18 protein-coding genes and 3 pseudogenes are annotated in these 19,616 nt (G+C 59.3%); 10 read left to right on the forward strand and 11 right to left on the reverse strand.

Annotation, left to right across the window (positions count from 1 at the left end):
- Both NEI07_RS18795 and NEI07_RS18800 read right to left on the reverse strand, forming a co-directional pair.
- Positions 1–906 carry a c-type cytochrome gene (locus tag NEI07_RS18795; protein WP_256036767.1) on the reverse strand — a complete coding sequence of 302 codons (906 nt, stop codon included), beginning with the start codon at positions 904–906 and terminating at the stop codon, positions 1–3.
- A gap of 78 nt (positions 907–984) precedes the next feature.
- Positions 985–1,584 carry a pentapeptide repeat-containing protein gene (locus NEI07_RS18800; protein WP_256036768.1) on the reverse strand — a complete coding sequence of 200 codons (600 nt, stop codon included), beginning with the start codon at positions 1,582–1,584 and terminating at the stop codon, positions 985–987.
- A gap of 217 nt (positions 1,585–1,801) precedes the next feature.
- Here NEI07_RS18800 and NEI07_RS18805 point away from each other — a divergent pair, with 217 nt between their 5' ends.
- Positions 1,802–2,221 (forward strand): DUF3617 domain-containing protein, encoded by a 420-nt coding sequence (locus tag NEI07_RS18805; protein ID WP_256036769.1) that lies wholly within the window; start codon positions 1,802–1,804, stop codon positions 2,219–2,221.
- Positions 2,222–2,359: 138 nt separating this feature from the next.
- Here the strand turns inward: NEI07_RS18805 and NEI07_RS18810 are convergent, their stop codons facing one another.
- The gene (locus tag NEI07_RS18810) at positions 2,360–3,049 is read right to left on the reverse strand and encodes a hypothetical protein (protein ID WP_256036770.1); all 690 of its coding nucleotides are present in this window, start codon (positions 3,047–3,049) and stop codon (positions 2,360–2,362) included.
- A gap of 211 nt (positions 3,050–3,260) precedes the next feature.
- On the opposite strand from NEI07_RS18810, the gene NEI07_RS18815 reads away from it, so the two are divergent.
- Positions 3,261–4,316 (forward strand): alkene reductase, encoded by a 1,056-nt coding sequence (locus NEI07_RS18815; protein WP_256036771.1) that lies wholly within the window; start codon positions 3,261–3,263, stop codon positions 4,314–4,316.
- A gap of 112 nt (positions 4,317–4,428) precedes the next feature.
- Here NEI07_RS18815 and NEI07_RS18820 read toward each other — a convergent pair whose 3' ends face one another.
- Together NEI07_RS18820 and NEI07_RS19650 are read right to left on the reverse strand one after the other, a co-directional pair.
- The gene (locus NEI07_RS18820; RefSeq protein ID WP_256036773.1) at positions 4,429–5,178 is read right to left on the reverse strand and encodes a L,D-transpeptidase; all 750 of its coding nucleotides are present in this window, start codon (positions 5,176–5,178) and stop codon (positions 4,429–4,431) included.
- A 180-nt stretch (positions 5,179–5,358) separates the two neighbouring features.
- The gene (locus tag NEI07_RS19650; RefSeq protein ID WP_256036776.1) at positions 5,359–6,393 is read right to left on the reverse strand and encodes a response regulator; all 1,035 of its coding nucleotides are present in this window, start codon (positions 6,391–6,393) and stop codon (positions 5,359–5,361) included.
- A gap of 513 nt (positions 6,394–6,906) precedes the next feature.
- Between NEI07_RS19650 and NEI07_RS18830 the strand changes: the two genes are divergently transcribed.
- Complete coding sequence (locus tag NEI07_RS18830) at positions 6,907–7,467, forward strand: cytochrome b (RefSeq protein ID WP_256036778.1); 561 nt, start codon at positions 6,907–6,909, stop codon at positions 7,465–7,467.
- Positions 7,468–8,126: 659 nt separating this feature from the next.
- Here NEI07_RS18830 and NEI07_RS18835 read toward each other — a convergent pair.
- Complete coding sequence (locus NEI07_RS18835; protein WP_256036780.1) at positions 8,127–9,848, reverse strand: L,D-transpeptidase family protein; 1,722 nt, start codon at positions 9,846–9,848, stop codon at positions 8,127–8,129.
- A 184-nt stretch (positions 9,849–10,032) separates the two neighbouring features.
- Between NEI07_RS18835 and NEI07_RS18840 the strand changes: the two genes are divergently transcribed.
- The 3 genes and pseudogenes from NEI07_RS18840 (at position 10,033) to NEI07_RS18850 (ending at position 11,484) form a co-directional block, all read left to right on the forward strand.
- Positions 10,033–10,218, forward strand: a complete 186-nt coding sequence (locus NEI07_RS18840) for a hypothetical protein (protein ID WP_256036782.1) — start codon at positions 10,033–10,035, stop codon at positions 10,216–10,218.
- 165 nt (positions 10,219–10,383) lie between these two features.
- Positions 10,384–10,668: pseudogene (locus NEI07_RS18845) on the forward strand (TolC family protein); the annotation flags it as partial.
- Positions 10,669–10,770: 102 nt separating this feature from the next.
- Complete coding sequence (locus NEI07_RS18850; RefSeq protein WP_256036784.1) at positions 10,771–11,484, forward strand: spermidine synthase family protein; 714 nt, start codon at positions 10,771–10,773, stop codon at positions 11,482–11,484.
- Between the two features lie 83 nt (positions 11,485–11,567).
- Here the strand turns inward: NEI07_RS18850 and msuE are convergent, their stop codons facing one another.
- From msuE to NEI07_RS18875, 5 genes are all read right to left on the reverse strand, one after another.
- Positions 11,568–12,119 (reverse strand): FMN reductase, encoded by a 552-nt coding sequence (msuE, locus tag NEI07_RS18855; RefSeq protein WP_256036786.1) that lies wholly within the window; start codon positions 12,117–12,119, stop codon positions 11,568–11,570.
- 44 nt (positions 12,120–12,163) lie between these two features.
- Positions 12,164–13,399, reverse strand: a complete 1,236-nt coding sequence (gene ribA, locus NEI07_RS18860) for a GTP cyclohydrolase II (protein WP_256036787.1) — start codon at positions 13,397–13,399, stop codon at positions 12,164–12,166.
- 19 nt (positions 13,400–13,418) lie between these two features.
- Positions 13,419–14,597 carry an acyl-CoA dehydrogenase family protein gene (locus NEI07_RS18865; protein WP_256036788.1) on the reverse strand — a complete coding sequence of 393 codons (1,179 nt, stop codon included), beginning with the start codon at positions 14,595–14,597 and terminating at the stop codon, positions 13,419–13,421.
- Positions 14,598–14,606: 9 nt separating this feature from the next.
- On the reverse strand, positions 14,607–15,770 hold the full coding sequence (ssuD, locus tag NEI07_RS18870) for an FMNH2-dependent alkanesulfonate monooxygenase (RefSeq protein WP_256036789.1): 1,164 nt from the start codon (positions 15,768–15,770) through the stop codon (positions 14,607–14,609).
- Positions 15,771–15,923: 153 nt separating this feature from the next.
- A complete protein-coding gene (locus tag NEI07_RS18875; RefSeq protein ID WP_256036790.1) occupies positions 15,924–16,964 on the reverse strand; it encodes an amidohydrolase family protein in 1,041 nt (346 codons plus the stop codon).
- A gap of 111 nt (positions 16,965–17,075) precedes the next feature.
- Between NEI07_RS18875 and sfnG the strand changes: the two are divergent.
- The 4 genes and pseudogenes from sfnG to NEI07_RS18895 form a co-directional block, all read left to right on the forward strand.
- A pseudogene (gene sfnG / locus NEI07_RS18880) lies at positions 17,076–17,969 on the forward strand (dimethylsulfone monooxygenase SfnG); the annotation flags it as partial.
- Between the two features lie 14 nt (positions 17,970–17,983).
- Positions 17,984–18,151 (forward strand): annotated as a pseudogene (locus NEI07_RS18885) (acyl-CoA dehydrogenase family protein); the annotation flags it as partial.
- Complete coding sequence (locus NEI07_RS18890) at positions 18,146–18,712, forward strand: acyl-CoA dehydrogenase family protein (RefSeq protein WP_407659947.1); 567 nt, start codon at positions 18,146–18,148, stop codon at positions 18,710–18,712. The pseudogene NEI07_RS18885 and the gene NEI07_RS18890, both read left to right, overlap by 6 nt.
- 47 nt (positions 18,713–18,759) lie before the next feature.
- On the forward strand, positions 18,760–19,614 hold the full coding sequence (locus NEI07_RS18895) for an OmpW/AlkL family protein (protein ID WP_256036794.1): 855 nt from the start codon (positions 18,760–18,762) through the stop codon (positions 19,612–19,614).
- The last annotated feature ends 2 nt before the right edge of the window (positions 19,615–19,616 follow it).

Raw genomic sequence — 19,616 nt, forward strand, 5'->3', positions numbered from 1 at the left:
TCATTCTCTTGGCGGAATCGTCCGTATCCAGGCGACGAGCGCGTCGAGATCATCGGGCGACATTTTCGAAAAATGCGCCTTGGAGAGCGTCGACATCGGCGGCCTCAGCGAAACGCCATCACGCGCCACGCCGTGTGTGATCGCGCGCTTCAAGTCATCGTCCGACCAGGCGCCGACGCCCTTCACCGGATGCGACGTGATGTTGGAGGCGACGACGACGCCGGCGGCGTTGCGGAAGGTCTTTCCGCCCGCGCCGAGACGATTTTGGTAATCAGGCGCGCCGTCGATTTCCTCGCTGTGGCAAGACATGCAGCGGGCGAGCGACGCGACATAGAGGCCCCGCGTGTTTTTGTCGGCAAGAGACGCCTCATCGAAGGTCGCCGCCGCTCCGGGCATCAGACGAGGCGCCCATTCGCCGCTTCGCTGCTGTGGCGACTGAAGCGGCGCGCGGATCGGCGTCGCCGAGCGCAGAAAAGCGATGATTGCGTCAAGATCGCTCGGCGTTAGCGGCTTATAGGAGTCCGACGGCATAACGGGCGCAAGGCGACCGTTCCGGCCAATGCCGTCGACGATCGCGGCGCGCAATTCTTCGTTCGACCATGCACCGACGCCGGTCTCTCCATCTGCAGAGATGTTGGAACCGCGCACGACATAGGATTTGTCGGCAAATGTCTGCGCGCCGCCGCTAAAGCGATTGGAGAGATCGTAGCCCGCTGCGCCGCGCGGCGTATGGCAGTTATCGCAGGCGGCCAGCGCTTCGACGAGGTAGCGGCCGCGTTCGATATCGCCCGCATCGGCTGCAGGACCGATCAGGCAGAATGCGAGCAGAGCGACTGGCATAGCCAGATACGATAGCGGACCTTTGGGGCTCATGATGCAGACGCGCTGTTGTCGGATACGGCGCATTTAACGCAACCTCCTCTTTGCGTCTCACGGAAATATTCCCGGACGTAACAGGAATTTTCGGTAACAACGCCGCAGGCGTCAGCGCCCGAGGGAAAGATTCGAGCCATCGAGGACGGCGTAGTCGAAACGTGCGCCAGTGACGATCGCCGCGGTGAAATTGGCGCCAGTAAGAACCGCATGCGTGAGATTGGCGCGCGTAAGGTCCGCTCCGTCGAAATTGGCGTCGGGGAGTTCGGCGCGCACCGGAACCATGCCCTGATTGGCGGGATCGGCGCCGAGATCCGCGCCGATCAGCTTCGCATTGTGGAAGTTCACGCCCTTACCGCCGCCAATGATGCGCGCATTCGAGAGATCGGCATCTTCAAAATTCGCGCCGTCGAGAAGCGCGGCGTAAAGTGTCGCGGCTTTCATCTGAGCGCCCGAGAAGTTGGCGTTCTGCAAATCGGCGCGCGTGAAATTCGCCGCTGACAGATCGGCCTTTGCAAGCTTTGCGCTCGCGAGCTTGGTGGAGAAGAAGTCCGCGCCATGCATGTTAAGGCCGGACAGATCGACGCCTGAGAGATCGAGATTTGAAAGATCGATTGGCTGACCATGCGCTTCGGCGAGCCGTTGCTCGACCTGCGCGCGCGACAATTCGGCTGCGAAGACTGGGGCCTCAGGCGAAAAAACGAAAAGCATTACTCCGGCGACACGCGCAACGCAGCGACCGATCCGTCTTCGATTGGGTAATCTCATCAGCCGAACTCCGTCGCATATAGGCTTTGAAAGCCTATGTTCGTCAGTCTAAGAGACGCAACAGGACAATCTCCTGGACATGCAGGGAAACAGCGGCGGCCATCGGCCACGGCGCCGGTAGGACGTAGATCGCCATGCGCTTTCGCGATAAGGAATGGAGATGCAACACGCGCAACTTTTTTCCTCAAAACTCGTCGTCGCGCTCTTGCTGTTTATAGGCGCGCAATCGCAGGCATTCGCGAGCGACGCTGAACTGCCGAAGCGCCGGCCGGGCCTGTGGCGCATTTCGACAATCTCGCCCGAGATCGGGCTGCGGACCAATGACGTCTGCATCGAAGAGAGCGACAGCATCATCGGCGCCCAGGACGAAAGTTGCGCAAAGCCATCTGTTACGCACGCGAATGATCAGATCATCGTCACGATCGAATGCGGCCAGAAGGATGCGCGTGACGTCACGAGTCTACTGTTCACCGGCGATTTCCGGAGCTGGTATCGCGCGCAGTCGAAAACGACGGCGAGTTCCCGTCGCTCAGGCTTCACGATCGACGCGAAGTTTCTGTCCGAACGCTGCACGAACTAGCCGCGCCCGACAATCCCAGTCGGGACTACCGCAGCGAAAGCCCTGCTCTGGCGAGATCGCAGGCGCAGGCGGCCGGGGTTCGATGCGCAATCGTCGAAACATTTGAGCCCGAGCGACGACGAGGCGTCCACCCCAGGCTCAGTGCTTTTTCTGTAATGAATGCAAGCCGTCGAGCGTGCGATTAACATAGGTATGGAATTGCGTCGCTTTCTCGATCGGCACGGTGAAAACGGCGACCCCGAAACCTATCGCTGCGGCGATCAAAGCCGTGATGACGACAGAAACAAACCTGTACACGATCGACCCGCGACGGCGAGCAGGACGGACGTCGGAACGACTTTCGTATCCTTGAGCATCTCTGACAACCTCGGGAGCACTTTGCTCAAATACTTGCTCCTGGGCGCGCAAGATCGTTCCTGCCTCTTGCGGTTCAACCGCTGCCTGGACCAATTGCGGTTGTTCGATCTCATTCCAATGCGCATGACTGTGATCCGGAGCGACGTCAGGCGAGGCGCCCAAAACGACCTGTTCCTGCTCTTCCGCTCGCCGAGCGCGCGCCGCGGCCTCGACGCGTTCAGATCGCCGGCGTTCTTCTTCTCTTTGCTCCATTGCGGCGAGTCTTTGCTCCAAAGCGGCAAATCTCTTTTGCAAAGCAGCAATCGTCCACTCGCTGCGCAGTGTCTCGTTCTCACGCGGCGCCGCCTCGGCTGGCGCGAACGGAACCGCATCAACCTGCTCTCTTCCACGAAGATTTTCTTCTCTACGACGCTCTTCCTCCCTTTGTTTGAATGCGGCGAGAGTCCAGTCGCTGAGAAGGGTCTTGCTCATCTTTCACTCCAGTCTCTCGGTGTTCGCCAGATCAAACACCTCGCGTGGCATTGTCAGGATCGGAAAATCCCGTAGAAACTTTCGGGCTTGTCTCAACGGTTCAAAACATAAGGCTGGGACGATGTTTGACATTTGTAAAGATCGGCGCGCGGAGCCGGGCAAGTGAACCCTTTCCGACCAAATTGCGTCCTCCCGTAGGCAAAACATCCGAATGTCGATCTTGTTTCAGCCCGTGCGTCTCGGCGATATGGAATTGCCGAACCGCATCATCATGGCGCCTCTCACCCGCTGCCGCGCCAGCGAAGGGCGCGTCCCCAACGCGCTCATGAGGGACTATTATGTGCAGCGCGCTTCCGCCGGCCTCATCCTCACCGAAGCGACATCCATCACCCCGATGGGCGTCGGCTATCCCGACACGCCGGGGATTTGGTCGGACGCGCAGATCGAAGGATGGAGCCGGATCACGGAGGCGGTTCACGATTCCGGCGGACGAATCATGCTGCAGCTCTGGCATGTCGGGCGCGTGTCGCATCCGATCTATCTCAACGGCGCCTCTCCTGTCGGGCCCAGCGCGATCGCGCCGGCCGGACATGTGAGCCTATTGCGTCCCTACCAGCCCTACCCGATCCCTCGCGCCCTGCCGCTTTCCGAGATCGCGGAAATCGTTGAGGCCTATCGGCGCGGCGCTGAAAACGCCAAGACGGCCGGTTTCGACGGCGTGGAGTTGCACGGCGCCAACGGCTATCTGCTTGACCAGTTTCTCCAGGACAGCGCGAACACGCGAACAGACCGCTATGGCGGCCCGGTCGAAAACCGCGCGCGCCTCATGCTTGAAGCGACCGACGCCGCCATCGCCGTCTGGGGGCCAGGCCGCGTGGGCATGCATCTGGCGCCGCGCGGCGATTCCCACTCAATGGGCGATTCCGACCCCGCGGCGACCTTCGGATATGTCGCGCGCGAACTCGGCAAGCGAGGCGTCGCCTTCATCTGCGCCCGCGAACATGCGGGGCCCGACGCGCTGGGGCGCATTCTCAAGGAGGAATTCGGCGGCCCCTATATCGTCAATGAGGGCTATGATGCTCAAGCCGCCGAAGCCGCGATCGTCGCGGGCGACGCCGACGCGGCGGCGTTTGGCAAGCTCTACATCGCCAACCCGGACCTGCCCGAGCGTCTTCGCAGGCATGCGGCGTTGAATGAACCCCAACCGGCGACCTTCTATACGAAGGGTCCGGTGGGGTACACGGACTATCCGGCCTTGGCGGGATGAGCGGGTTCTCGCGAGCGTGAGCCTGACGGATGGCGGGCGCGCGCGATCGCCTGGCGCCCCCGCGAAATGCCATCCGCATTCGGCTGGCTGGCGTGGCCTTAGCCGGAGAGGCTCACCGACGCGCCACTTTGGCGGGAAGAACGACGACGCGGGTTCCAGCCGCGGTTTTTTGGTAGAGATCCATCGCGTCCTGATTGATCATCCGGATGCAGCCAGACGATTGGCTCTTCCCGATTGTCCATGGCTCATTCGTGCCGTGGATGCGAAAGAGCGTATCTCGGTCCCCTTGCCACAGATACATCGCGCGGGCCCCTAACGGATTGCCGGGACCGCCATGCATGCCAAGACCGCTTTGGAGCTCAACCAGCTGCTTCTTAAGGTCTGGCTTGCGTTCGATCATTTCTTTCGGCGGATACCAGTCAGGCCATTCCTGCTTACTCTTGATCGTCGCTTCCCCTGACCAGGCGAACCCGTCGCGTCCGACGCCGATGCCATAGCGGGTCGCCCGGCCGCCCGCCTCGACGTAATAGAGATAGTGCCCGGCGGGATCGACCACGATCGTCCCTGGAGCTTCTCTGGTCGAGTAGGCGACGTTCTTGCGATGGAATGCTGAATCGACCTGGCCCGGTCGGACCGCCGGAACGATGAAGCCGGCGTCTTTCATCTCGCCGTAGAGGTTGCCCCCCTGGACGGCGACTGCGTCGATGCCTCCCGCCGGCGCGGCTGGATCGCTGCGAGGCGTCGGCGCAACCGCGGAGGCGCTCAGTGTCGGGCGCGTCTGCGTGCTGGCGCATCCGGCAAGGCCCGCCCCCGCCGCCGCTGAGGCGAATATGATCAGAATATGACGGATTTTGCAGGGCATAGGCGATCACCCCTCGGCTGCTTCCACCAATATAGCTAAATCCGCGCCGTTAACCAATTCGACCGATATGGATCGGCGCCGCGAGCTGCGCGGACCGATCGCTTTAAAGGCGTCCGATTGGGTCAAGGCTTGGGGAGGAACGCCAGCAATGCCGCTGATTTCTATGTTTGGCGTCGCGCCTTAGCCTCGCTTCGACACATGGCAAGATAATTCCTCCAGCAGATCGAGAAGCGCTTCAAATCGGGCCGGCTTAATAAGTAGACCGTCGAAGCCGACATCCTTAACAAGCCGAACCGTGCGCTCGGCGCGCGAAGCGCTGAGGGCGACGAGAGAGATTCTGTCGCCTTCAGGGACATGAATGCGACGGATCAGCTCAACGACATCCAAATAGGGCATGCCGATATCAAGAAACACCAGCGGCGGCTTAAACTCATTCAGCGCGGCAAGGCCTCCCGCTCCGCTGTAAGCAAGCCGGACACGGGCCCCGACTGTTCCAAGCAGCAGCGCAAGCGCGTCAGCGGCCTCACGATTATCATCAATCACCAGAGCCCTGAGCGACGGGGTTGCGTTCGCGGCCGTGCAAGCGGACGCCGCTTCCCATGAGGGCCTAGCGCGCTGCGCGGTGACATCGTGGGCGACCCCGATCATGCGAAGCGGACGCCCGAACTGGTCTCGCTCGACAACTCCTCGTTCGCGGAACCAGGTTACTATTCCATCGGGACCAAGGATCCGGATTTCGGTCTCAAACCGTTCAGTCTCACCGAGCAGCGCTGCTTCGATATCTGCGCAAAATTGCGCTCGATCTTCTGGATGGACAGCATCCCGGACAGCCGCAAAACGGCTGAACATGCCTGTGCTCGAGGAAATGTCGGAATCAAACGGATCAAACCGCCGCACGATATCCCGCACGATGTCCCACTCAAAGCTGATCATGGGAACCGCGCCTAGCGCTAGGCGCAGCGCAAGTTCATTGCGCCGCGCCCGTTCCTCATGGGCGGCCTTAAGTCCGAAATTCGCCTTCCGCCCGAGCTGCGTCATGGCAGCCTTGCCTCTCGTAATCTTTTGATAATTATCATCGATCGGTCTTTCCAGGGACGGCCAAGTTGAAAATACTATTGCAATATCAATCTGCTGGCCAGCGGGCGCAGCCAATGACGATGCGCGCCGCGCGACGGCAAAATTGATTTTGCTCGCATGGTCGGGTAGCGCTCGCACATCTTCTTGAACGTAAGCGGCGCCACAGTGCGACAAATTTTTTCAGAGGGCGGCGAGATTCTTTTGGCGCTCTCCGAGGGCAAAATCTTTTCTTAGTCGCAAGATCCGTCGTCGAGCAGAATTTCGTATTCAACGGTGCTCCGTAGCCGGCGCTTCCCGTCCAAGGGAACGACGCACGCCCTGGCCTCATCGAAGTAGAACACCGTCCAGCCGGGTAATCAGCTGCCGCGCTTCTCAAGAATGGCCATCACCGACCGTCCGGTTGCGCTCGGGAGCATTTAATCGAAGCGACGCATATCGCAGTTGGTCGTGGACTCATTTCCCGGGGGACGGCCGCTCTTAACGCTTTGCGGGAACATTCGCCTGACACGTCTCGTGTCCTGTTCGCGGCATCTCCGTTCGCCGATTGCTGACACAATTTGCCGTATCGACTGTCGCCATTCGACTCAAATTTGCCGAGGTGAGGACCAAGTCGTTTGATAGAGTTCTGCGGAACGCTCGGGGAGGCCCTCAATGCAATGGCGCAATTCTCAGCATGGCTATGGCGCAGCCGTGCAACTAGTTCATTGGCTTTCGGTGCTCCTTGTGGCCCTCGCTTGGGTCCTTGGGACCGTGGGCGAAGATCTTCCTCGGGGGAGCACCCGGGATCTCGGAGAATTTATTCATGTTTTTGCAGGTGAGTTGATCGCCATCCTATTGGTCGTTCGTATCGGCTGGCGTCTCATCGACCCGCCGCCGCCGCCGGAATCGACGCCCTTGGGAAGCCTGGGCGATATTGCCGCCAAGGTCGTCCATGTTGCGCTATATGCGTTGCTGGCCGCTGTGATCGTCCTTGGCGTCGCGACGCAATTCGCGGATGGACATGCGCTTTCCTTGCTTGGGATTGTCGATATCGCGTCGCCATGGATCAAAGACAAAGGCTTTGCGCACAACATGAAGGAAATTCATGAAGCTCTAGCGAATGGGCTTATCATCCTCGCCACGATCCATGCCAGTTCGGCATTGATCCATCACTTCGTTTTTCGTGATCGCACTCTGCGCCGAATGGCGCCAGGTTTCTCGAAGTCTCGCTAAGCGAGAACGACAACTCAAATCGACCCTGCAGCGTCCGCTTATGGCGAGAAGCGGCCGTCCGCGAATGGCTATTCCTGACCCCAAGCAGTCCTTCCATTGAGCAACCGTTGCTGAATTGAACGCGCTGCCAAGAGGAAGGTTGTTAGCCTGCTTCGACATGCTAACCTAAGCTCTTGGGCCAACGAGTGGGCCGAGAACGATTGGGAAATGCTATGTTTCGCTTGCCTTTGCTATTCGCCAGAAACGGTTGCAGTTTCCACTCAAAGGAGATGCTTTGGCGCTTGTGTGCGCTAATGGTGCTTGTTCTCGTTACATTGCTCCCGATGGCCGATGTAACCGCGGCCGAACTCACGGGCGAGATGTCTTCATACCAGGGTAAGATCGTTTCGGTTGCGGGCGCTATGCCGATGAGGAATCCATATCAGGTGGTTTTGATGAAAACTACGTTGGCTCGTTCCTCCGATGCACGACCCTAGTCTGACTCAGCGGCAGCACGGCCGCTGGAACTCCTGTCTTATTTTTGCTTCTCGCTGAGTCCGATCGTCGATCGTCCGAGTGATAATGACTGCTTCTGGCGCAAGGCGGACAAGGGTTTCGGTAATTGGGAAAAAGGCCGGAAGCGCACCAATTGCGTTGGGCAACGCAACCACGTTTTCTCATCAGTCCTTCTCGTGGATTTTCACCGTAAGGTCGGTTCCGATGTTGCCGGTCTCGCTGCTGAGTGGCAGGTCAGATATAATCAGCGAGCCGCCAATCCAAAGACGCTCCGCAATGCGATCACGAACTTCCTGTGCGATCTCGATACGCTCGAGCGCCTCGGCCGGACCTGAAGGAGGCCTGCGAGGATCCGCCGTCGCGTCTACCAGTTCGTCAAACAAGCCTGTTTTCACCCTCCGATCATTGAGCTCTTCAGCGTTCTGAATTGGCATCGACACGACCGACCACTTGAGCGAAGTCCCGTCATCTTTCGCCGCAGTCGCGATATAAAGGTGCGAACCGAGCAGCCTCTCTGGGTCGCGTACGCTTGCCGGCGCATCGAAAACTGGAGCCAACCCCTGGCGCACGTAAATTCGCTGATCCTTCTTACTAACCAGCACGGATACAGGCATCGCTCGCCGCCGCGCTTCCTTCTCAGCATTAGTCACAGCGTTAAGAACCACTCTTGCTTCGCCCAAGCGGCGGATCGCGTCCGCTGCTTCTGCGACCTTGGCCGCCGAAGTCGCTTTTGCAATTGCTAGCTTAGCCGCAGACTCGGCGAGCGTCGCATCGGCGTTCAATTTGGCTAATGCCGCCGCATCCTTGGCTGCCGTTGCATCCTCGTATGCCTTGGCGAGACGATCGACCTTGGCCCTGCTCGAGGCGTCGCCTTCGGACGCACTAAACTGCGCCGCAGCTAGCGCCGATTTCTGTTGCTTGGCGCTCGCGTCGGCCTCGGCGATCTTCTTTGCTCTGGCTGCGGCGTCAGCTTTCGAGCTAGCTGAAGCGTGGGCTCTTGCGACGGATTTGAGTTCTGTCGCCGCACGGGCGACTTCTTGCCGCTTAAGGCTGATGGCCGCTGATATCTCCTTCACACTCTTGACTGCCGCCGCGACTTTCACCTTAAGCAGTTCAGCGTACTGAAGCGGATTGACCCGCTGCGGTGGGGCGACAACGACCGATGCCCCGGGAGCCTCGAGGCTAGGCGCTTTGTCGGCTTCCGCCAGAACCCGCATCTTTGGCGCTGGCAACAGCGGGTGCGCGAATTCGGCTGGCGTCACGTCTTGCGGCGAGATCACGACGCGCTCGCCGATTTTCGTCCACCCCCAAAGCTTGGCGGCAAATTCCGCCGGGAGCCGGATGCAGCCGTGCGAGGCTGGATGGCGAGGAACGACGCCGAGATGCATGGCGATGCCAGACCAGGTAATGCGCTGCATGAACGGCATTGGCGCGGCGGAGTAGATATTCGACCGATGAAATCTTTCGCGGCCGATGATGGTGAAGATGCCCTTGGGCGTCGGGTGGCCGGCGATGCCGGTAGAAATCGCCGAGCGGGCGACGAGCCCTTGGTGATTGTACAGGGAGACACGCTGGTCGGCGATTGAAGCAATTACAAGTAGCGGTCGCTCAGGGTTAGCGGATTCGATAGACTTGGTTTCGGGCTCAGATGGTGCGCCGGATGTGTTCAACCCACGACGGAAGGCATTTCTGGCGGCCCGAGGGTGGGATCTTGGAGAGCCTCTCCAAGCTCGGTTTGGTCCGGTCGGAAACAGGCTGTCGAACCAGCGAAAGAAGCCCTGCGCCTGACCCGGCGTCGTCTCAAAACCAAGGGTCGCCACAATAGCGCTGGCGGTGAGAGCCGCTCTCAAGATTTTCTTGCCGCCAAAGCGGCTTGGCAATCGCACGCGGCGCCTCCAGATTGCGATCGAGCGATCTGAATTTGCAGTATTATTCTGAATGATAGAAAAATTGTGGCTAATGGACCGTCGGCGATAATTTGGCTCCCGAGGGCATCGAACGTTTTACAATTTTTGATCGTGCGCTGGATAATCGACCGCGAACGGACGGGAGTCTGTCGCTCCCGTTGCAATGCAGCGCTACGGGCTCGGCCTGACCGACGTCACCAACTCCATCGCTGCAAACAGCGCCAGAGCCGGCGGCAGTCGCATCACGCGCGGCGAACAAGCTTATGTCATCCGCAGCATTGGCCTCGTCCGCACCAAGGAGGGCCTGGGAAATATCGTCATCGCCGAGCATGGCGGCTCCCTGTGTTGACCCGCGACATTGGGACGCCGCGGTATAGCGCTCAAGAACGCGAGGGCATGCTGGGCAAGGACTACAACTCGAACGCCATTCAGGGCGTCGTGCAGATGCTGAAAGGCGAGAACGCCGCGGTCGTTTTGAGGGCGCTGCACGAACGAATTGATGAGCTCAATGTTCTTTCAGAACGTCGCCGACGCGCTGCGTTCCCTGCAGGTCGACGCCAGGGCGGTCGAAACCGCTCGCAAGAGCGAGGACGCCGCGAAGCGCAGCCTCGATATCGTGCGCATGCAATTGAAGTATGGCCAGGTCTCACAGATCGCCGTGTTTACCGCACAGCGGATCTACTTCAGCGCCTCGTTGTTGCGCGTGCAGGCCGAGGCGACGCGTCTCGCCGACACCGCCGCGCTTTTCATGGCGCTCGGCGGCGGTTGGTGGAATGGCGCTTCGGACATTCGTCACTAGGTGTTGATATGGATTGCGTGAAGGCGCTGCGCATCCCCGCAGCCTATTGAGGTCACCGCATGTCGTCACATGAAGCGCTTCCCAACTAAACGAGGGTTATCAGTGATTCCCTGGACCCTGCTCGACACAGCGCCGATACCCGGCAGCGAGGGCGAACTCCGCCTCAAGCGTCGCGGCGCAGAATTCTCCATCATGTTGGGCAATATCGAATTGATGAACAGTCGCCTCAGTGGCTCGGAGGAGGCGCTCGCCACGCTCTCCTGCGAGAGAATTCAGGCGCGCCCACAGCCGCGCGTTCTGATCGGCGGGCTGGGGATGGGCTTCACACTGCGCGCCGCGCTCACTGTCCTCGGCGAGAACGCGCGGATCGTTGTCGCCGAACTCATTCCAGCGGTCGTGGCCTGGGCGCGCGGTCCGATGGCGGAAGTCTTCGGCGCCAGCCTGACGGATCCGCGCGTCAGCATCGAGGAAGATGACGTTGCACGCCTGATCCGGTCTGGCCGCTCGACTTATGACGCAATCCTTCTCGATGTTGATAACGGCCCCGAGGGCCTGACTCGCGAAGCCAATGACGGACTTTACGCTATTGAAGGATTGAGGGCGGCCCGCAAGGCGCTGCGCCGTGATGGGGTGTTGGCCGTCTGGTCATCGGGGCCGGATCGGACTTTCACATCGCGCCTTCGCAAGGCCGGGTTCCGTGTGGATGAAGTCAGGGTGCGCGCCAATCGCCAACGTGGTGGCGCCCGGCACATCATCTGGATCGCGACAAGTCTCGATTCGACACCTCAGATGCAACAGAAAGCCAATCCCAATTGAAAACCGAAATCGAAGGGTCCCGGCCTTTTTTCGAACTTCAGTTCCAGATGACTAGCTGAGTCGTTAGCCCGATACGAATGTGCCTATAGCGCGTAAGAGTCGTGCTTCGTAAAATATTTTGCAGCGCCTCCTGCCGCCAGAGATATCCTGTCCTTCAAGTTCTCGTTGACGATTTGGTAGTTTTCAAAATCGCGATCATTGGCGAAAACGCCAACGGGCAAAGTTAACGCCTGAAAAAAACTAAATAGCGGTCGAAGCTGATGCTCCAGGACCAGAGCATGCCTCTCGCTGCCGCCGGTCGCCGCAAGAAGGACGGGTTTATCGATCAGTGCTTCGTAATGCACGAGATCGAAGAGATGTTTGAACAAGCCCGTATAGGATGCTCGATACACGGGAGTCGACACCACGAGGGCGTCAGCCGTTTCGATCGCTTGGATTGCTTTGATGACTTCGCTGGGCGCATGGGAAGCGGACGAGACAGCTGGCAGATCGGCGAGGAGACTGGCGACTTCTATGTAGGTCGTCTCCACGGGAACTATTCGTGCGATCTGTTCGACAATCGCAGAGGCTAACGCCGCGGATTTCGATGGCTTCGAAAGACCGCCTGACACGGCGACAACTTTCAGCTTACTCATAGCTTGCTCCTCTGGACTATTGCAGTTGCGTGGCTGAACGCGCTTTACGGGATGACGGCTTCAAAGGTCCGCGAAGCGTCCAGCTGACCGATTTGATGCCCCATTCTGCTGCGCTTCGTTTCCAAATATCTTATGTTCTCTCCGTTCGGCGCGGTATGGAGCGCTACGATTTCTTCTATCGAGACGCCTGAACGCGCCAATTCGGCCGCCTTGTGGGGGTTGTTGCTCATCAACCTTATTCCTCTCACTCCGAGCTGGGACAGAATGGCTCCTGCGGCGTGGTAGTTTCTGGCGTCAACAGGCAACCCCAGGCGTAGATTGGCGTCGACTGTGTCGGCGCCTTGGTCCTGGAGCTCATAGGCGCGGAGCTTTTGCGTCAATCCAACGCCTCGCCCCTCGTGGCCGCGTAGATAAATTAGGATGCCGCGTCTTTCCTGCGCGATGCGCCGAAGCGCAAGATCGAGCTGTGCGCCGCAATCGCACCTTAGCGAACCCAAAAGATCGCCTGTGAGACATTCCGAATGCACACGCGTGAGCACATTTTTCGCGCCGCGGAGGTCGCCCATCACAAAGGCGACGTGTTCGGCGCCGTCGTTCGCGCGCAAAACGTGGGCGGCAAATTCGCCGTGCCGCGTCGGCAGGCGAGACTTCGCAAGGAGCGTCAAGGGCTCGACGCGGCGTTGAGCGTAATCCACGAGATCGGCGATCTGCACAATCGGCAGGTCATGCGTCTTCGCAAATGCGAAGAGGTCATCGCGACGCGCCATTTCGCCGTCTTCGCGTATGATCTCGCACAGCACGCCTACGGGCGCGCAACCGGCGCGCGCTGCAAGTTCGGACGCTGCTTCGGTGTGGCCGCGTCGTCCCAAAATTCCACGCCAATGGCGCCGCAGGGGAAATATGTGGCCTGGCCTCACAAAGTCGTCAGCGCTGGATTTCGGGTCCGCCAGAGCGCGCGCCGTTGCGCTTCGCTCCCGCGCGGAGATGCCCGTCGTGAGCCCATGGCGGCAGTCCACCGTGACAGTGAAAGCGGTTCCCTGAGCGTGCCCTCCATGCGGGTCCATGAGCGGTAAGGACAGGCGATCTGCAATCTCATCGGGAAGGGCGACGCAAACAACGCCGCTTGTATGCCGCACCATGAAGGCCATCGCCTCTGGCGTCATCTTTTCGGCAGGCAAGATAAGATCGCCTTCATTTTCACGGCATTCGTCATCGACGACGACAACAAAGCCGCCACGTTGCTGAGCAGCGATCGCTTCTTCGATGGTGGAAAAGTTCATTTAGAGAGCTTTCGCTACGTCAAGAGTAAAAGGACGGCTGTGGATAGACGCCGTTTATCGCCCAGTCTCCGATCTCGCGGAGTTTCTCATCTAGTGGATCGTGCAGCGTGTGCGTCCGTGCGTTCCGCCAGAAGCGGTCGAGACGAAAACGCGCCGCCGTTGCGCGCGCGCCCATCACGTCAAAAATTCGCGAGCTGGCCTCGAGCGCGGCGCGAGCGCTGATCGCCTTGGCGCTCGCAATGTTGATGGCCAACGCTCCTCTTTGCTCCGGAGTGATGTCGTCCCCGAGCCGCCAAGCGTCATCGAATTGGCGCGCAACGTTATCGACAATCGCATTCGCCGCAGCGCTTTGCGCCCAAAGCTCGCCAATCGTGCGTAATCTGAACGGATCTAAGCGAATGCGTTTCGACTCTTCGACGGGTAACGCCGACACATAGGCCCGCGCCTCTTCCACCGCGCCCTGGGCAAGCCCAGCATAGATGTTGACGAGGATCAGCTGCGCGAGGCAAGGGCGAAGCGTTGCAAAGGGCGAGCCAAGCGGACCAGGAGAAACGAGCAACTCGTCTTGACTGACGAGAACTTCAGAAAATGACACGGTCCCGCTATCAGTCTGTCTCTGCCCCATATTGTCCCAGTCGTCGTGAATACATATGCCCGCGCGCCGGGTCGGTATCGCGGCGATGATGAGTTTATCCGCGCAGTCGACCGCCGAGACCACCAGCATGTCGGAGTCGCTGGCGCCTGAACAGAAGCTCTTTTCCCCATCGAGCCGAAAGTCGTCGCCGGCGGCATTTATGCGTAGGCGCCGGTCCTTCGGGTTGAGCGCATTGCCCCAAAACCAGCGTTGGACAACGCTGCGCGCCATTAGCTCATATGCCTGCTGTCTCGGTCCAAAGAACTGCAGCGTTGCGATCATGAGATGATGAAACGCAAAGAGATGCGCGAGAGAGCTGTCGACGGTCGCGATTTTCCGAATGACGCCGAAAATGTCGATCCAGTCGGCGTCGACGCCGCCCAGCTCTTTGGGCGTTGATAAAAGCAGCAAGTCGCTCGCGCGAATCAAATCGCGTTCTCTTTTTGCCGTGCCGCCTTGCCGATCGCGTTCCGGCGCTGTCGCCGCAAGCAAAGCAAGAAGCTGTTCGAGTGACGGCGCGCCCGTTGGCGCAGCTGAAGTGGGCAGCGACGTTATGGCGCTCATTGCTCCAGCTCAGGCCGCTGCCGAAGGACTTGAAGATGCGGGCGTCACCGCAACGCTGCCGAAAGGCCCTGTTATCTTTTCTCCCGGCAGGACGCCATGTCCGTCAATTCCAAGGCGCGGAAACATCAATTCCGCAAAGCGATATGCTTCTTCCAGATGTGGGTAGCCCGAAAGCACAAAACTGTCCGCGCCAAGCGCTTCGTATTCTCTGATGCGCGCCTCGATCTGATCCGGATCGCCGACGAGCGCGGTTCCGGCGCCCCCGCGCGTCAGGCCAACGCCGGTCCAAAGATTGGGACTTACTTCTAGATCGTCGCGGCTGCGCCCGTTGCTCTTTCTGAGGCTGATCATGCGTTGCTGGCCGATTGAATCCATTTTCGAGAAAGTCGCCTGCGCATTTTCGATCATCCGATCGTCAAGGCGACTTATGAGGCTTTCCGCAGCGTCCCAGGCCTCCTTCTCCGTCGGACGGACGATGACATGCAGGCGAACGCCGAGGCGGAGGTTGCGCCCGCAATGCGCAGCGCGCGCTTTGATGTCGGCGAATTTTTCGCCGACGGCAGAGGGTGGTTCGCCCCAGGTCAGATACGTGTCAACTGCGCGCGCCGCAAGATCGTGCGCTGCGTCAGAGGAGCCGCCGAAATAAAGCGGCGGGCGCGGCGACTGGAACGGCGGGAACAGCAGCCTTCCGCCGGAAAGACGAAAATGGCGCCCCTCGTAGTCCACGGCTTCACCGCTTCGACTCGCGCGCAATAAGGCCTCCCAGACACGCACGAACTCTTCAGAAACGGCATAGCGCTCCGCATGATCCAAAAAAACGCCGTCGCCGGCGAGCTCTTGCGCATCGCCGCCCGCGACAAGGTTAATGAGAAGTCGCCCTTCCGACAGGCGGTCGAGCGTCGCCGTCATGCGCGCGGCGAGCGCCGGCTGCGTAAGGCCTGGCCGCAGCGCAACAAGGAAGCGCAGCCGCTTTGTCGAGTTGATCAGACTTGCGGCGACAATCCACGGGTCTTCGCAGGACCGGCCTGTTGGGATCAGAACGCCATGATAGCCGAGACTATCAGCCGCGATTCCGATTTGTTGAATATAGTCGAAATTCGCAGCACGGGCGCCTTCTTCCGCGCCCAGATAGCGTGAGTCGCCGTGCGTAGGGATATACCAAAAAATATCCATCGCGCCATTCCATACGATAGTGAGACATCTTCTTACGTTTGAACGAGGGCAAGTCCCGGGCCAGCATCTTCTGGCTGGAAATGCTGGCGACCCTCGGTCCTAAGTGTTGCATTTGCAGCATCTGATTGACGTACTGTGGCCTCTGCAGCAGCATCAGTTTAGGTTTATGTGTAACAAACGCGCGGCGTTCCGCCATGCAACATTTTCGAGGGCGTCCTCATCGAGCTCGAGGGCAAAAAAATCTTTGACGCTCTGTAGAATGGGGCGAAACGGATAGGATGTGCCAAAGAGCAGTTGGGTGGAAAGGAATCCTTTAGCTGCCGCCGCGTAACGCTCGCCGCCCGGCGCAAAGAGATACATGTCCGGCGAGACGAAGACGTTTTCGTTGCGGAAGGCCACGCCAATCATGTCATCAATCCTGGGATAGAATCCATGACAGCAGACGATTCGTAGTGAAGGAAAGCGCTTGGCGACACGGTCGACCGCCAGCGGGTCATTGTGCCTAAGATCAGGGGTGGTGGGACCGGACATAAGGAACACGGGTTTGTTGGCCGCGTCGCACGCAGCGTAAATGGGCGTCAAAGACTCGTGGTCGTGCGAAATGGGTTCGTTATAGAAGCCCGGATCGACGTTAACGCCGGCAAGCTTGAGGTCTGACAGGCAGCGATAGGCCTCGACTTCAGCCGCACCCCCCGCGAAAAGCTGTGGATCGACCGAGCCGACGCCGAGCAGCCGACCCTCTGAAGCGCCTACGAGAGCTGCAAGTTCATCATTCGATATGCGTACGGCCGGGGTGCTTCTGCCGACCATCACGGCGACGTCAATGTGCGCGGCGGCGAGTTCCTCGACCAATCCTGTTAGATCCTTGGCTCGAGTGAAATGATCGACATCTCTCGCGCCGAGACGGCTGTTGATCCACCGCACCGTCTCATAATCATCCGACTGGCAGTCGGCGCCGAAAAAGGAGTGCAGGAAAGATGGGCGCGCGCGCATATCGATAATGTGCTTCGCTCTACGTTCGGTCATCATCGCTCCATGTGATGCAAGGGCTGTGCGTCGGCCTGCTCGCAAAGCGCGGACCGACTCTTTTTTTAGAAATGGCGAGCGGTGGTGAGCATGCTGCATATGTAGCACCGCATGGCTTGCGATTGCTTCATTTGCAAAGGCGTTGGCGCGGCGCTGCGCTGAAGCCATTGATTTTATGCACAAAATGAATTGGCAAAGCGCTTGCTCCGGGGAGCCTGAGCCATCGGTACGTTGGTTGCGCCTGCATTCGGGCGGTCGACGTGACAAGGGAGTTCAGGGATGAGCGGCGCTAATTTGCCTGTTGAGCGCAATCGCAACGAGCCGATCAAATTCGCCTACTGGGCGCCAAACGTTTCCGGCGGACTCGTGATCAGCAAAATTCCGCAGCGAACGAGCTGGGATCTGGAATATAATGTGAAGCTCGCGCAGATCGCCGAAGCATCGGGTTTTGAATACGCGCTGACGCAAATCCGCTTCACGGCGGGTTATGGCGCAGAATATCAGCATGAATCAGTCAGCTTTTCGCATGCGCTACTCGCCGCGACGCGGAAGCTCAATGTGATTGCCGCGGTTCTTCCGGGTCCATGGACGCCGGCGCTTTTGGCGAAGCAAGTTGCATCGATCAGCCATTACACGAGAGGACGAATCGCCGTTAACATTGTGTCGGGATGGTTCAGAGGCGAGTTTCACGCCATCGGCGAACCCTGGCTCGACCATGACGAGCGATACCGTCGCTCCGAAGAATTCATTCGAGCTCTTCGCGGCATTTGGTCGGAGGACAATTTCAGTTTCTCCGGCGACTTCTATCGCTTCCATGACTACACGCTGAAACCGAAGCCCATCGCGCGGCCGGAAATCTTCCAGGGCGGAAGCTCGCGCGCCGCGCGTGACATGGCGGCGAGCGTGTCGGACTGGTATTTTACCAATGGCAATACGCCAGACGGCATAAAGAAGCAGATCGACGACATTAGCGAAAAAGCGGCGCACGCCGGCCACAAGGTGAAGATCGGCATTAATGCCTTTGCGATTGTCCGCGCCGCTCACGATGACGCAAAAAAAGAGCTCGACGAAATCCTCGCGCATGCAGATCCAGCGGCGGTCCGCAGCTTCCATCAAGAAGTTCAGAACGCGGGTAACGCTTCGCCGGAGCACGAAGGCAATTGGGCTAAGTCGCCGAAAAGTCATTTACGACATCGGCAGGCAAAGCGGATTACTACATCACGCAAACGCGTACGCCTGGCGCCCGCGACCAATCGGACATCTCGTTCTTTATCGTCGACGGCGGCTCACCTGGCATCACGCCCGGACCGTGGAACGCGCTCGGGGTGCGCGGCAATCACTCGGGACCCATTCGTTATGATGGCGTCAAGGTTCCAAAGCGTGATCGTCTCGGCGAGGAAAATCAGGGTAAGGAAATTATCTATAACGGCGTGTCCCCGATCTATCTGGTTGGGCTTGGCGCCGTGTGGGAAGGTGTGGCCCGAGGCGTATATGATACCGCCGTTAATCACATCAAGAACTCCATTCATCAGGACACCAACAAGCGTCTCGCCGATTATCAGGCAATTCGCCAGGAATTGGCGAAAGCCAAGGTCCACATCGAGTCGCTCGGCGCGTGGCGGCGCGAATTGGCGTCTCGTCTCGACACGTTGTGGCGCTCAAATTCGCCGCAGGCGGAGCTGCTCATCGCTCTGACTGAATTCAAAGTGCACGCCTCCGAAACCGCAAATGTCGCCGCTGCTGCGGCGCTCACTGTCACTGGGGGCTACGGCTACAAGAAGGGCGCGCTGGAGCGCTATTTTCGCGACGCCCGAGCCGGCATCGGAATGGGGCCGTCGAATATCATTGCACGCGACTGGATCGGCAAGACGTCTGTCGGTTTGCCGCTCGAGCTCTTCTACGAGGGCGGCGAATAGGTTCGCCGTCTCCCGCCGCAATTCACGCCCCACAACGAGCAATCCTCATGAAGCCGACATCCTCTCCTATGAAACTGAAACGCTTCGCGACCACGAGCATATTGGCGCTGAGCGCTGGGACGACACTCGCTGCGGATCTGCCGCCCAATCGCTTTGCGCCGTCGCCGGCCTTTGCTGTTGTGGAGGACTATCAACCCTTCCAGGTCCGGTTGCGTGCGACGGCCATCGTCCCCGACGGGCATTTCTCCATCTACGATCGCTTTGGAGCGGTTGGTTCGGTGAGCGGCCTGACAACCGGTTTGCCGGGTAGCCAGATTTTCGGCGCGGGCGTCAATGTCTCGAATTCGGTTATTCCCGAGATCGATCTCGCATATTATTTTACCCGTAACTTCGCGGTGGAAACTATCGCCGGATATACGCGGCACAAGCTCACGGCGACAGGCACGCTTGCGGAGATTCCGGTCGGGTCGACCAACCTGTTACCGGTTTCGCTGCTCGCGCAATATCACTTCACGAATTTCGGCTCATTTCAGCCTTACATTGGCGTTGGCGTCACTTGGGCCGTTCCTTACGCGTACACGCCAGGAAACAGCTGGACGCCGCTGATAACGGCGCTGGGCGTCACGGGTCTCAATTCCGTACGCGAACTGCATGTCGGCCAGTCAGTCGGCGTGGCGGGGCAAGTGGGGTTCGACTACATGTTCACGTCAAATTTTGGCGTAAACGTTGATCTCAAGCGCATCATGGCGGAACCAACGTCTTACGCCACGATCTATAATTCCGCGCTCAACAAAAACATATACGTTCGCGTCAGTTCGAATATCGATCCGTGGCTCGCGAGCGTTGGCGTGACGTTCCGGTTTGGAGCGGACGTGATCGCGCCCGTTCTCGCCAGGTTTTAAAT

This window comes from Methylocystis suflitae (assembly GCF_024448135.1).
GTDB lineage: Bacteria > Pseudomonadota > Alphaproteobacteria > Rhizobiales > Beijerinckiaceae > Methylocystis > Methylocystis suflitae.